Annotated in this window: 12 protein-coding genes; 7 read left to right on the forward strand and 5 right to left on the reverse strand. The window is 60.6% G+C overall.

Translation table 11 applies throughout. The features are described from left to right. Nucleotide 1: 1 nt before the first annotated feature. Nucleotides 2-1,051, reverse strand: a complete 1,050-nt coding sequence (locus Q1A44_RS04405; RefSeq protein WP_299620230.1) for a phage minor head protein — start codon at nucleotides 1,049-1,051, stop codon at nucleotides 2-4. A gap of 339 nt (nucleotides 1,052-1,390) precedes the next feature. Between Q1A44_RS04405 and smpB the strand changes: the two genes are divergently transcribed. Genes smpB through Q1A44_RS04425 form a run of 4 tightly spaced genes read left to right on the forward strand, consistent with a single transcriptional unit; the run spans nucleotide 1,391 to nucleotide 4,580 of the window. After that, nucleotides 1,391-1,864, forward strand: coding sequence for an SsrA-binding protein SmpB (gene smpB, locus Q1A44_RS04410; protein WP_299620233.1), 474 nt, complete (start codon nucleotides 1,391-1,393; stop codon nucleotides 1,862-1,864). Further along, nucleotides 1,861-2,511 (forward strand): glutathione S-transferase family protein, encoded by a 651-nt coding sequence (locus Q1A44_RS04415; protein WP_299620237.1) that lies wholly within the window; start codon nucleotides 1,861-1,863, stop codon nucleotides 2,509-2,511. Before smpB ends, Q1A44_RS04415 begins: the two co-directional genes overlap by 4 nt. Nucleotides 2,512-2,541: 30 nt before the next feature. Beyond that, complete coding sequence (sseA, locus tag Q1A44_RS04420; protein ID WP_299620240.1) at nucleotides 2,542-3,399, forward strand: 3-mercaptopyruvate sulfurtransferase; 858 nt, start codon at nucleotides 2,542-2,544, stop codon at nucleotides 3,397-3,399. Further along, nucleotides 3,399-4,580 (forward strand): amino acid aminotransferase, encoded by a 1,182-nt coding sequence (locus Q1A44_RS04425; RefSeq protein ID WP_299620243.1) that lies wholly within the window; start codon nucleotides 3,399-3,401, stop codon nucleotides 4,578-4,580. The genes sseA and Q1A44_RS04425 overlap by 1 nt, the downstream gene beginning before the upstream one ends. A gap of 446 nt (nucleotides 4,581-5,026) precedes the next feature. Here Q1A44_RS04425 and Q1A44_RS04430 read toward each other — a convergent pair whose 3' ends face one another. Together Q1A44_RS04430 and Q1A44_RS04435 are read right to left on the reverse strand one after the other, a co-directional pair. Then, a complete protein-coding gene (locus Q1A44_RS04430; protein ID WP_299620246.1) occupies nucleotides 5,027-6,337 on the reverse strand; it encodes an ammonium transporter in 1,311 nt (436 codons plus the stop codon). Between the two features lie 28 nt (nucleotides 6,338-6,365). Continuing rightward, on the reverse strand, nucleotides 6,366-6,704 hold the full coding sequence (locus Q1A44_RS04435) for a P-II family nitrogen regulator (protein WP_299620249.1): 339 nt from the start codon (nucleotides 6,702-6,704) through the stop codon (nucleotides 6,366-6,368). 252 nt (nucleotides 6,705-6,956) lie between these two features. On the opposite strand from Q1A44_RS04435, the gene Q1A44_RS04440 reads away from it, so the two are divergent. Continuing rightward, on the forward strand, nucleotides 6,957-9,161 hold the full coding sequence (locus Q1A44_RS04440) for a transglycosylase domain-containing protein (protein ID WP_299620252.1): 2,205 nt from the start codon (nucleotides 6,957-6,959) through the stop codon (nucleotides 9,159-9,161). Nucleotides 9,162-9,163: 2 nt separating this feature from the next. On the opposite strand, the gene Q1A44_RS04445 is transcribed toward Q1A44_RS04440, so the two are convergent. Together Q1A44_RS04445 and Q1A44_RS04450 are read right to left on the reverse strand one after the other, a co-directional pair. Then, the gene (locus Q1A44_RS04445; protein ID WP_299620255.1) at nucleotides 9,164-9,754 is read right to left on the reverse strand and encodes a phospholipid-binding protein MlaC; all 591 of its coding nucleotides are present in this window, start codon (nucleotides 9,752-9,754) and stop codon (nucleotides 9,164-9,166) included. Nucleotides 9,755-9,756: 2 nt separating this feature from the next. Then, entirely contained in the window at nucleotides 9,757-10,518 is a 762-nt protein-coding gene (locus Q1A44_RS04450) for a VacJ family lipoprotein (RefSeq protein ID WP_299620258.1), read from the reverse strand. A gap of 166 nt (nucleotides 10,519-10,684) precedes the next feature. Here Q1A44_RS04450 and Q1A44_RS04455 point away from each other — a divergent pair, with 166 nt between their 5' ends. Together Q1A44_RS04455 and Q1A44_RS04460 are read left to right on the forward strand one after the other, a co-directional pair. Continuing rightward, nucleotides 10,685-12,421 carry a type I secretion system permease/ATPase gene (locus Q1A44_RS04455; RefSeq protein ID WP_299620261.1) on the forward strand — a complete coding sequence of 579 codons (1,737 nt, stop codon included), beginning with the start codon at nucleotides 10,685-10,687 and terminating at the stop codon, nucleotides 12,419-12,421. Then, a complete protein-coding gene (locus Q1A44_RS04460; protein ID WP_299620264.1) occupies nucleotides 12,418-13,719 on the forward strand; it encodes an HlyD family type I secretion periplasmic adaptor subunit in 1,302 nt (433 codons plus the stop codon). Before Q1A44_RS04455 ends, Q1A44_RS04460 begins: the two co-directional genes overlap by 4 nt. Nucleotides 13,720-13,784: the final 65 nt, after the last annotated feature.

Below are 13,784 nucleotides of genomic sequence, written 5' to 3' on the forward strand. Positions count from 1 at the left end.
ATCAGTCCCTCCTTGGATACGATGTGATGATAATAAAGCCATCGGGCATATCTGGGGCATACTCAATCACCGTTCCAACCCCAAACGTCTGCCGAAGAATTACGGGTGATGAGCGTCGTTGGGTCATTCGGAACGCCTCCGTTCCCGTCGGTGAAGAAAAATCACTTTTCAAGAATGCCCTTTTTCTCCTTCCGCTTACGACGTCTTCGACAACAGCAGCATTGTTAGCAAGGTTGGAATTCGTCAACTTGCGTGCAGCCTCAAGGGACGGAAATGATCCGTGACGATAGCGATAAAGGCTAAGAAATGGTGATCGAACGCGAGGGGTCGTGACAGAACTCAGCAGGAAATCATCGCTCTTTCCTACGTGTTGAGCAATGGTATGCCCTCCACGAACTTCATGTTCCAACAAATCTTGTGGCGGAACGCTGCCGTCAAAGTCAGCTAAAATTACGTTGTCTCGAGGGGTTGGCGCCATGGGTTCCGCGTAGCACCGGCAGTTATGAGCTTCGCCCGGATGCCCGCCAGCCGGGGGATCATCCCAGCGAAATACTTGATCGTCGTACTCTGCATGGCTATCCCGCACTTTGGCATCATCCTGTGAGCGCCAAACATAGCTCTCAATACCAAGGTCCTCTTGTCGAAGCTGGTTGATCAGACCAGCAAACGCTCGCAACAAGCGTTCTTCCATTGCCGTACGCAGAGGTCTCAGTCGTTGAGGGTGGTCTTGGTACTCATTGAATATGCTATCAAGTCGCGACTCCCATGCGCTTAACGCTTCCTCTTTGGCGTCTGACACGTCTCTGAGATCAGCTTCAGACACGAGCGGCACGGTATCTGGGGGCGTCAAAGCGTTCAGAAGCATCCGGGTGTTTTCGGCCGCCACTTGGTCAAGGCGGTCGTCAAAATCTGCCCGTAGAGCGGAGTAGTTCGGGAAAGCCGATTTGAGAGAAAGCCCAAGGTTTCGGCCTAGAATTCTCCCGTGCCGGTGCGAAAGGACGTATTGGCCAGTGCCGCCATGCCTTAGGAAGTCACTAAAATTCTGTTGCATGGACTCTCCGCGCAATAGTTTAGCAAGACTTACTGCGAATTTATGAACAAAAACTGCTCGCTGCGTTCTATGAGCAGTTCAATAGCGCAACGTGGTTGACACTCATAAGCAGCCGTTCGTTAATGGCGAAGCATCCGGTAAAGTGGGCTCTGACCCGGCTTTAGCCGCATGCTACACGAACGGCTGTTGTCGGGAAACACGCCAAACTTTGCAAAGTCCGCTTTCTGCGCAATGCGGCCAGCCACCTTATGTAGCACAGTATCGCGCTGCGCCGCGTAGCAGGTGTGACAAACCTCTTCCTCTTGCCCTCCACACCCCCACCCCCTACATCCTCACCCCATGGCCACCGGTAAATCAGACCCCAACTACAAGATCGCTGCCGAGAACCGGCGGGCGCGGTTTGACTATGCCATTGAGGATGACATCGAATGCGGCGTCGTTCTCGAAGGCTCCGAGGTCAAGGCGCTGCGCCAGGGTGGGGCCAACATCGCCGAAAGCTATGCAGCGGTCGAGGACGGCGAGTTGTGGCTGGTGAACTCCTACATCGCCCCCTACGCCCAGGCCAAATCCTTCAAGCATGAAGAACGCCGCCGCCGCAAGCTCCTCGTCTCCCGCAAGGAACTGTCCAAGCTCTGGAACGAGACCCAGCGCAAGGGCATGACCCTCGTGCCGCTGGTCCTCTATTTCAACCACAAGGGCATGGCCAAGATCAAACTCGGCATCGCCAAAGGCAAAAAGCTGCATGACAAGCGCGACACCTCGGCCAAACGCGATTGGGGCCGCCAGAAACAGCGGCTCCTGAAACAAGGATGACGCTGACCCTCTATGGTTACCGCTACAGCGTTTACACACGCATCGCCCGGATGACGCTGGCCGCTCTGAACGTTGACTACATCTCGGTCGAAGTGGACCCCTTCGCTGATCTACCCGACCCGGAACTGGCAAAAATTACCCGCTTCCATCGCGTCCCCGTGCTGGACCACGACGGCTTCACCCTGTGCGAAACGTCCGTCATCACCCGCTATCTCGCGACGACCTTGCCGGGCACAAACCTGATCCCCGGCGGCCCAAAGGCCCAAGCCCGCATGGCCCAGACCATCGCCATCATCGACGCCTACGGCTACTGGCCCATGGTGCGACAGGTGTTCTCCCACGGCGTCTTCCGGCCCCTCATCGGCGCCGATGCAGACCCGCAAATGGTCCAACAAGGCCTCGCCGCCGCGACCCCCATCCTCGCCCAACTGAACGACATCGCTGCCGAAGGGCTCGTGCTGAACGGCCCCCTGACCCTCGCCGACTTCCACCTCGCCCCCATGCTCGGCTATTTCGCCATGGCCCCCCAAGGCGCTCAGGCGCTGCAGACCCACCCGGCGCTCACCAAATGGTGGGACAAGATGCAACAGCATCCAAGCTACATTGCGACCGACCCCGGTCTTGCAACGCTCACCGCGCAGGCGTAACCAGACAAGGACGCAAAGCGGGAGGCGCATATGCCCCAGGATGATCCCAAAACACTGGTCTCAACCGATTGGTTGGCGGCCCATCTCAAAGACCCCGATCTGCGGATCCTCGACGCCTCTTGGTACATGCCCGACAGCGGGCGGGACGCGCGCGCCGAATACGAGGGCACGCATATCCCCGGCGCACGGTTCTTCGATATCGAAGAGATCTCCGACGCCCGCTCCGATCAGCCGCACATGGCCCCCCCGGTCGAGAAATTCATGAGCCGGATGCGGGCCCTTGGCGTGGGCGACGGGCACCAGGTGGTGGTCTATGACGGCACGGGTATCTTCTCGGCCCCACGGGTCTGGTGGCTCTTCAAACTGATGGGGCACCGGGACGTGGCGGTGCTCGACGGCGGGCTGCCCAAATGGCAAGCCGAGGGGCGCCCGACCGAAGACATGGCACCCATTGTCAAGGATCGGCACATGACGGTGCGGTTCCAGAACCAACTGGTCCGGGACGTCACCCAAGTCAGTCGCGCCTCAAAACTGGGCTCGACCCAGATCGTGGACGCGCGCGCCGCCGCCCGGTTCCGGGGTGAGGCGCCAGAGCCACGCGCGGGGCTGCGCGCCGGGCACATCCCGGGGTCGCGCAACGTGCCGTTTGGCCTGCTGCTCAATGACGACCAAACGATGAAGCCCGCCAGCGAGACGACAGCCATTTTCGAAGCGGCAGGCATCGACATGTCAAAACCCATTATCACCAGCTGCGGATCAGGGATCACCGCCGCGATCCTCGGCCTCGCGCTGGAACGCGCAGGCCACGACAGCTGGTCGCTATATGACGGAAGCTGGGCCGAATGGGGGATGTTCCCCACCGTGCCCGTCGCCACAGGAGAGGCCTGATGTTCGAAACCCTGCAAGCCCAAAAACCCGATGCGATTCTCGCTCTGGTCCAGATGTTCAAGGACGATCCGCGCAGCGACAAGATCGACCTGGGCGTCGGCGTCTACAAGGATGCGTCGGGCAACACGCCCGTGATGCGCGCGGTCAAGGCCGCCGAACAGCAGCTTTGGGAAAACGAGACCAGCAAAAGCTATGTGGCGCTGACGGGCGATCCGGGCTTCTCGGATGCAATGGTCAAACTGGTGCTGGGCGACGCGGTGCCGCGCGCCACCGTCTCGGCGGCGGCAACGCCCGGTGGTACAGGCGCTGTGCGGCAGGCGTTTGAGCTGATCAAGCTGGCGCGGCCTGATGCGCGGGTGTTCGTGTCGAACCCGACCTGGCCCAACCACCTGTCGATCCTCGAATATCTGGGCATGGAAATGGTGCCCTACCGCTATTTCGACAACGAAACACGGGGCGTGGATTTCGATGCCATGCTCGATGATCTCAAAACGGCCAAAGCGGGCGATGTCGTGCTGCTGCACGGCTGCTGCCACAACCCGACCGGGGCCAACCTGACCATGCCGCAATGGCAAGAGGTCATCGCGGTGCTGCAACAGACTGGCGCAGTCCCAATGATCGACATTGCCTATCAGGGGTTCGGCGACGGGCTAGAGGCGGACGCGCAAGCCACCCGCGCCGTGGCCGCTGCGCTGCCCGAATGCCTGATTGCCGCCAGTTGCTCGAAAAACTTCGGCATCTACCGCGAACGCACCGGCATCCTGATGATGATCGCAAACGGAACAGAGGCCAAAGTGGCGCAGGGCACGCTGGCCTTCCTCAATCGTCAAAACTTCTCTTTCCCACCCGATCACGGCGCGCGGTTGGTGACGATGATCCTGAATGACGACGAACTCCGTACCGACTGGATGGCCGAGGTCGAGGCGATGCGCGTCTCCATGCTGGGCCTGCGGGAACAACTGGCCACGGAATTGCGGCAGCGGGCAGGCTCTGACCGGTTCGGGTTCATCGCCCAACACCGGGGCATGTTCTCACGGCTCGGCACCACGCCCGAGATGGTCCAGAAACTCCGCGAAGATCATGGCATCTACATGGTCGGTGACAGCCGCCTCAACATCGCAGGGCTCAACGCCAACAGCGTCCCGCTGCTGGCCGAGGCGATCGTCAAAGCAGGCGTCTGAAACCCCGACGCCCACAATGCAAACGAGGGTCGCTCTCTCCAGGGCGGCCCTCTTTATCTTCATTGTTCCAAAAATATGCTCCCCCCGGAGGGTCGTTTGGCCACAGGTGCAACGGCCTAAATCTAACCACCCGGTTAACGGCGCACAAATTCCCGGCAGATATCGCTTTGTTAACCCTGCCATCCGTAGGGCCAAATCAATCTGTACAGATTGGGGCACAAAGTGCTCATTTTAAAAATGAGCATGGATTTGGCGCAAATCCACCCCGCTCAAAGTGCACAGGTTTGGCCCCGCACTGTACGTTTTTCAAAAGAAACGTCAGCGCTGCGGAAAACCGGGATTGTCCCTTAACCCACCGCACGCTGTGTAAGCGTTCTGTTCATTGGACAAAAAAAGACCGGGCGCGAACGCCCGGCCAGTGGTTCAAGGTTCCGAGAGGAAGGTGCTCAGCCCTTGGAGAACTCAGGGTACGCTTCCATGCCCATTTCCGACATATCCAGACCGTTGATCTCGTCCTCTTCGCTGACGCGGATACCCATGACAGCCTTGAGGATGAACCAGACGATCAGCGATGCGACGAAGGTGAACACACCGTATGCCACGATACCTGTCAGCTGAGCCGTAAGGGTCGCGCTACCGCTGAACACAACCGCGATGGTGCCCCAGATGCCTGCAAACAGGTGCACCGGAATGGCGCCGACAACGTCGTCGATCTTCAGCTTGTCGAGCAGCGGAATGGTGAACACAACGATCACACCACCAACACCACCGATCAGCAACGCACCCAGCAGGGACGGTGCCAGAGGCTCGGCCGTGATGGACACCAGGCCCGCCAGCGCGCCGTTCAGCACCATGGTCAGGTCAGGCTTTTTGTAGAGCAGTTGCGACAGGATCAGCGCTGTGACAGCACCGGCTGCGGCGGCCATGTTGGTGTTGGCAAAGATGCGCGATACGTCAGACACGTCACCCACGGTGCCCATCGCAAGCTGCGAACCACCGTTAAAGCCGAACCAACCCAGCCACAGGATGAACGTACCCAAAGTAGCAAGGGCGAGGTTCGAACCAGGCATCGGATTTGTTTTGCCGTCCTTGTATTTGCCCAAGCGGGGGCCAAGCACGATGACACCAGCCAGAGCGGCCCAGCCACCCACAGAGTGCACGACCGTTGAGCCGGCAAAATCGGAGAAGCCCAGCTCGGACAACCAGCCGCCGCCCCACTGCCAGGAGCCCGAGATCGGGTACATAAAGCCAGTCAAAACAACGACAAAGATCAGGAAGGGCCACAGCTTGATCCGCTCAGCAACGGCACCCGAAACGATGGATGCGGTGGCCGCGACAAACACCAGCTGGAAGAAGAAATCCGAACCAACGGACGCATAATCCAGGGCCGCATCCGCAGCCGAAACGCCAACATCGTCCAGAATGGTCCAACCACCCAGGGCAAAGAACCCGTTAAAGTCGCCGGGGTACATCGTGTTGAAGCCGACCAGCCAATACATGATCGCCGCGATCGAGAAGAGCGCGATGTTCTTGGTCATCTGCATCGTGACGTTCTTGGAGCGGACAAGGCCGCCTTCGAGCATCGCAAAGCCGGCGGCCATGAAGAATACGAGGAAACCCGCCATGCAGAACAGCAGGGTTGTCATGATATATGGGCCGATCTCGTCAAAGCTCGGAGCGGGGGCATCTTGTGCCAGCGCCAGCGTCGGCAATGCGGTCAGAGCCGCGCCAACGATAAGAGATTTCGTGAGTTTCATTGTCCGTAGTTTCCCTATGCTGGTGCGCTTAAAGTGCGTCTTCGTTGGTTTCGCCGGTGCGCACGCGCACGGCCTGTTCCACATCCAGAACAAAGATCTTGCCGTCGCCGATCTTGCCGGTCTGGGCGGTCTTTGTGATGGTCTCGACGATCTGGTCGGCCATTGCGGCGGCGACCACGATCTCGATCTTGACCTTGGGCACGAAATTCACGGCGTATTCCGCACCGCGATAGATTTCCGTGTGGCCCGATTGCGAGCCGAAGCCCTTGATTTCCGTGACCATCATGCCGCGCACGCCGGCCTCGGTCAGCGCTTCGCGAACCTCCTCCAGCTTGAACGGTTTGATCGTTGCAATAATGAGTTTCACCTCGTGTCCCCTTCGCTTGGCAGGTGTCCCTGCGATATGCTGGGGAAAAGAGTGCATCGGGGCTTTGGGGCAAAGATGTGGCGCCGGAATCGGGCGATGATCTTCTGTGCGTGTGCATAAAAAATGCGCAAAAAGCATAGATCGCCTAATTAATAATCAGTTAGGAATCGCAATCAGGCCGCTCTACGGGCGTGGCAAAGCCGATCAAAGACGATATGATGCGCAAAACAAAAGGCCGGGCAGGGGTCGATAATGAGTGATTCAAAACGTGGGAAACGGCCCCTTGTGGCTGATCGCCGGTATCCCAAGGGCACGGGCAAAGCGCCCGCCAAAAAGCCTGTCAAGAAACCCGCGCCCAAACGGCGCACGCCTGCCCGCAAACCCAAAAAGACCGACAATATCCTTGTTCGCATCCTTCGCTGGTTCCTCCGTTTGATCTGGGTGATCACCTGGCGCGTCACGGCGGTGGCCGTGCTGATCCTGGCGCTGGCGGTTGGATATACATGGACGACGCTGCCCAATGCCGATGCTTTGCTGGATGGCCGCGCACGGGGGTCAGTGACGCTTGAGGATCGCGAGGGAAAAACCTTTGCCTGGCGCGGGGACCAGTTCGGCGGGGCCGTGACCGTGGCTACCGTTTCGCCCGCACTGCGCGACGCTGTGGTCGCCACCGAAGACCGCCGGTTCTATCGCCATTTCGGGCTGAGCCCCCGCGGCATCGCCTCGGCCGTGCGTATCAACCTGCGCGAGGGGCGCGGGCCGCTTGAGGGGCATGGTGGCTCGACCATCACCCAACAGACGGCGAAACTGCTTTGCCTCGGCGTTGAATATGATCCCAGCGCCTGGGCCTCCGAGGCGGCTTACGTGCGCGATTGTCGGCGTGGGTCGCTGCAACGCAAAGCCAAGGAAGCCGTCTATGCCCTGGCGATGGAGGCGAAGTATTCCAAGGACGAGATACTGTCGATCTACCTCAACCGTGCCTATATGGGCGGCGGCGCTTATGGCACAGAGGCGGCTGCACAGCGTTATTTCGGCAAGGCGGCGGCTCTGACCACCCCGGCAGAGGCCGCGATGCTGGCCGGACTATTGACCGCGCCGTCCTCGCTTGCGCCAACCGCGAACCTGCAACGCTCGCAGGATCGGGCGGCCACCGTGCTGCGCCTCATGGGGGATCAAGGATACCTGTCCCAAACGGAGGTCGCGCGCTGGCAGGAAAACCCCGCCACCCTGTCGCCGGCCGCCCGGCGCAAAGCAGGGGGGTATTTTGCCGATTGGGTCATGGCGTCCGGCCCCGAGTTCTTTACCCGCAACACGACCGAAGACGTGATTATCAGCACCACGCTGGATCAGCGCCTTCAACGGGCCGCCGAAGAGGCGCTTGACTATATATTCGAAAACAAGGTGCGCGAGGGGTCCAAGGCCCAGGCTGCCATCGTCGTCATGGGGGCGGACGGCGCTGTGCGGGCCATGGTTGGTGGGCGTGAAAGCCGTGTGGCGGGTGTGTTCAACCGCGCGATCCAGGCGAAACGGCAAACCGGCTCTGCCTTCAAGCCATTCGTTTACGCCGCGGCGATGGATCTGGGCTATTCGCCCTTGGACACGGTTGTGGACGAACCTTATTGCCTGAACATCCCCGGCTCGGGCGAATGGTGTCCCGGCAACTATACCAACACGTTCTCGGGCCAGGTGACGTTGACCGACGCGTTGAAGCAGTCGCTGAACATACCTGCGGTCAAAGTATCGGAATCGGTGGGCCGCGACCTTGTGCGCCAAGTGGCCAGCCAGTTCGGTATCGAAAACGATCTGGCAGACGGGCCCGCACTTGCGCTGGGAGCATCGGAAAGCACGTTGCTTGAGATGACGGGGGCCTATGCGGGCATCCTGAATGGCGGGTCATCGGTCACGCCCTACGGCCTTGTGAACCTGCGCTTGCAGGGCGACACTGAACCTTTGATGGGCACCGGTGGCGGCATCGGCGAGCGGGTCATCCAAGAAGAGGCGGCCGGGCAACTTATCTGGATGATGGAAAAGGTTGTGTCAGAAGGCACGGGCGCGCGGGCGCAATTCGGTGGCCGCCAGATCGCGGGCAAGACCGGCACGACGCAGGCTGCGCGGGATGCGTGGTTTATCGGCTTTACGGCGGATTACGTCACGGGCGTCTGGATGGGTTATGACGATAACACGCCGCTGACAGGCGTGACCGGGGGCGGATTGCCTGCAGAGATATTTCGCGAGACGATGATCCGGGTTCACGAAGGTGTGCCAGTCAGGCCGCTCCCGATGCTTGCGCCGCAAGGTGCGCCGCGACCGCAGGCCGAAACAACCAGCAACCGGCGCGAACGGACGATCCCCCGCACGACCGAGGGTCTGATTGACATGCTGCTGCGCGATATTCTGGGCGGGGGCGGCCCACCATCGGGCCAACCCAACAACCGTATTCCGGGCGAAAGCCGCTAGGGTCAACCCGCCTTGCTGAGGTCCGCGATCATGGCGTCGATGTCGCCGCCATTGCGGTCGATCAATGCGCCCACTTCGGTCCGTTCGGTCAACAGCAGGTTCACCCCTTCGATGAACATGTTGAAAAACAGGTCCTTGCCCGCCCTGTCCGACACCTGAAAGGTCACGGTAAAGGGGGCTTCGTTGCGCAAAAAGGCGGTTGTCGTGACTTCATACCAGTTCTTGACGGGTTTCACGCCTTTGACCTCAAGCCGCCCACCGATGAATTCACGGAAACGCTGGCCATATTTGCGGGCGATATAGCCCTGGAACGCCTTGGAAAAGGCGCGCTTTTGGCCCGACGTGGCACGCCGCCCGTCAACACCCATCGCATAGGCCGAGATATAGGAGGTGTCGCTGTATTTCGCAAAGATGCGCTCAAAGTCGCGGAACATCGCGTTCTGGCTCTTGCCCGAGGCAATGACGCCATTGATGTCGCTGACCAGCGCGTTGACAAGGCGCTCAGCGCCCGCTTCGGTGATGGCAAGGGCCGGAAAGGCAGGCAGCAGAGCGGCAGATGCGCCGATGCCGGCGATGATAGAACGACGATCCATGATCAAAATCCTTCTGTGTCCAGTGCAAACGGGTCGATCTCGATACTAGATTCCTGATCGCCCAATTCAAACCGCCGATTTTGCAGGTAGATCAACCTGGCCTGCGCATAGCTGTCGGCGCTCTCATACAGGATCGCGTCAACCGTGTCCGAGAACCGGCCGCGCGTACTCAGGCCAGAGGCGACGCTGGCCGCGGTGCCGTAATAGGCCTCGGGGCTGTCGACCGCATAGCTAAGCGGGTTGGTAAACAGGTCCACAACCTTGCCAGCCGTGTCCCGCTGTGTCGATGGGCCAAGCACGGGCAGGGTAATAAAGGCGCCTTCGCCCACACCCCAGACCTGCAATGTCTGGCCAAAGTCGGTGTCATGATCGGGTACGTCAAAATCGCTGGCCACATCAAAGAGGCCAAAGATACCCAGGGTGGAGTTGGTGACAAAACGCGCCGTCGACAGGCCTGCACCGCGCAAGTCCCCCTGCAACAGACTGTTCACCACGACCGAAGGTTGGCCAAGATTGCGAGCAAAGTGGGACACGCTGTCTTCCACATCGTCAGGCAGGATCGTGGAATAGCCGACAGAGGCCGGGCGCACGATGGCGCGGTCCAGCCCAAGGTTGAACGCATGTACCTTCCGGTTCTGCGTCTCATAGGGGTCGTAAATTCCATCTTGCGTCACGGCAACGTCGTCAGGTGCGCTGCACGCTGCAACCGAGAGGGCCAGCAGTGTCGCGGAAATGATGCGTGTGGCCCGGTAAAAAAGTGCCAATGGAAATCTCCGGTTAATATTCGTATGACGTACCTAATGTGTCAGCGCGAAATGCCCATAGTCTTTTGACATCATTTGATACGTTTGTGGCACTTGCGTGACAGGAAAATAGGGCCAAAGGTAGGCTCAAACAAAAGCTGAGCAGCCAGCAGGCGAAAAGGTGCCCATGCAAGACAAGATGACACAGATGGGTCGGGCCGAATTGCGAACCGCGCGGGCCCAAAGCCGTGGGCTCTATTGGGCGGTTGGATTGTTCAGCCTCTTTGCCAACCTGCTGATGCTGACCGGCCCGATCTATATGCTTCAGGTCTATGACCGCGTCCTGGGCAGCCGGAGTGAAGAAACCCTGATCGCCCTGTCGCTTTTGGTGCTGTTCCTTTACGGCGTGATGGGCATCCTCGATTACGCGCGCGGCCGGATCATGGCCCGTGTTGGCGCCCGGTTTCAGGCCCGGCTTGACCGCCGCGTGTTTGACGCCGTTGTGCGAAAATCTGCGGTGGCCCCCGATATGCGCACGCAATCGGGTCTGGCCGATCTGGAAAGCATCCAGCGGTTTTTGACCTCACCGGTACTGCTTGCATTCTTCGACCTGCCGTGGACGCCCATCTTTATCGCGGGCATCTTCCTCTTCCACCCGCTGCTTGGCTGGCTGGCCGTGGCTGGCGGCGCGCTTTTGATCGTCATTGCTCTGGTGAACCAGGTTCTGTCGCGCAGGCCACAACTCAAGGCGGGGCAGGCGGGTCAGGTGGCCGGTGCCATGTCGGATCAGTTGCGGATCGAGGCCGAGATGGTGCAGGCCATGGGCATGCGCGACGCGGCCTTCAACCGCTGGCAACAGGCGCGCGGCGAGGCGCTGAGCGCGCAAATCCAGGCCACGGATGTCGGCGGCGGCTTTACCTCACTGACCAAGACGCTGCGTCTCTTCTTGCAAAGCGCGATGCTGGGCCTTGGGGCCTACCTGGTGCTGCAAAACGAAATGACGCCCGGTGCGATGATCGCAGGCTCCATCCTGCTGGGCCGCGCACTGGCCCCGATCGAAACCATGTTGACGCAATGGCCCATGGTGCAACGCGCGACCAAGGGTTGGGACGCGCTGTCGGAACTTCTCGGCGCAGTCCCGCCAGAGGCGGAGCGCACGGCCCTGCCCAAACCCAAAGCAAGGCTGGTGGCCAAGGCCCTGACGGTGGTGCCACCGGGGGACAAGACCGCCGCCCTGCGCAGCCTGAATTTTGACCTGCCACCGGGCCACGCCATGGGCGTGATCGGCCCCTCGGGGGCGGGCAAATCCACGCTGGCGCGGTGCTTGACCGGTGTGTGGCGGCCCGCGGGCGGTTCGATCCGGCTCGATTCCGCGGCACTTGATCAATACGAGCCCGCTGTTCTGGGCCAGCACATCGGCTACTTGCCCCAGCGGGTGCAGCTTTTTGACGGCACCATCGCGGAAAACATCGCCCGCCTGTCCACGCAGCCGGACAGTCAAAAGGTGGTAGCTGCCGCGCAAAAGGCCGACGCCCACAAGATGATCCTGGAACTGCCCGAAGGCTATGACACCCGGATCAACTCCAGCCAACAGCGGCTTTCCGGGGGACAGATCCAGCGGATCGGCCTCGCCCGCGCGCTTTATGATGAACCGGTGCTTTTGGTGTTGGATGAACCGAACTCGAACCTCGATAATGAGGGCACGCAGGCGCTGAATGCGGCCATTCGCGCGATGAAAGCCAACCAGCAATCAGTGATCATCATGGCGCACCGACCCGCCGCCATTCAGGAATGCGACCTGCTGCTGGTCATCGACAATGGCACGCGCACGGCCTTCGGGCCCAAGGACGAGGTCCTCAAATCCATGGTCAAGAACCACGAACAGATCCAGCGCGCCCCCGCAGGTGCCGGAGGTGTGACATGAGCGACAATACATGGTCCGCGCGGGGCGCTGTGCTTTTCGGCTGCTTTGGGCTCTTTGGGCTCTTGGGCGGCTTTGCCATCTGGGCGACCCAAACCGAGATTGCGGGGGCCATCATCGCCTCGGGCCGGATCGAGGTCGATCAGAACCGGCAGATCGTTCAACACCCGGTGGGCGGTGTCGTCGACCGGATCGAAGTCAAGGAAGGCGACGCGGTCAATGCAGGCGATCTGCTGATCCAGCTGGACGTCAAACAGATGAAATCCAGCCTCGCGATCATCGAAAGCCAGCTTTACGAGTTGATGGCCCGGCGCGGGCGGCTGTCCGCCGAACGGGATGAGCTGGACCAGATCACCTATGACACCGAGTTGCTGGCCGCCCAGGAAAACCGCCCCGATGTGCGCGAACTGATCAATGGTCAGACCAACCTGTTTCTGGCGCGCGCCGCCTCCATCGCCAGCCAGACCGAACAGCTTGAAAAACGCGCCGACCAGACCCGCAATCAGATCGTGGGCATCACCGCTCAGGAAACCTCGCTGGGCCGACAGCTTGAACTGATCCAGCAAGAGCTGGAAGTGCAGCAAAGCTTGTTTGAACGCGGCTTGGCCCCTGCCGCCGGGGTCTTGGCGCTGCAACGGGAATCCGCATCGCTTGACGGGCGCCTGGGCGAACTGGCCGCCTCCAAGGCGCAGGCCGAACAACGGATCACCGAGATCGAGATCGAATCGCTCCGCCTCATCACCCAGCGCCGCGAAGAGGCAATCACTCGCCTGAGGGACCTGCGGTCGCGTGAATCCGAACTGGTGGAACAGCGCCTCGCCCTGCTGTCCGAGATTGACCTGATGGAAATCCGTGCGCCAGTGTCGGGTATCGTCTATGGGATGCGGGTGCGCACGCTGCGCTCGGTCGTGCGGGCCGCCGATCCGGTGCTGTTTCTGATCCCCCAGGATCGCCCGCTTGTGATCGCCGCACGCGTCGACCCGATCCACATCGACCAGATTGTCACCGGCCAGGAGGTGAATTTGCGCTTTTCCGCGCTCGATCAACGCACCACCCCCGAACTGGTGGGCAAGGTGGCGCTGGTCTCTGCCGACGCGTTCGAGGACGAGAATGTCGGGGCCAGTTATTACCGGGCCGAGATCGTGCTGAACCCCGGCGAGCAGGAAAAGCTGGCCGAGGGGCAAATCCTGATCCCCGGCATGCCGGTCGAGGCGTTTATCAAGACGGCGGATCGCTCGCCTCTGGCCTATCTGGTCAAGCCGATGGCCGACTATTTCAACCGGGCCTTCCGCGAATCCTGACCGTTTCGTGTTCTGGGGCTTTTCAATGCCCGTCCGCGCGGGCTAGCGTCCGCGCAACCACAATC

Origin of the sequence: uncultured Tateyamaria sp., assembly GCF_947503705.1 — a bacterium.
Taxonomy (GTDB): domain Bacteria; phylum Pseudomonadota; class Alphaproteobacteria; order Rhodobacterales; family Rhodobacteraceae; genus Tateyamaria.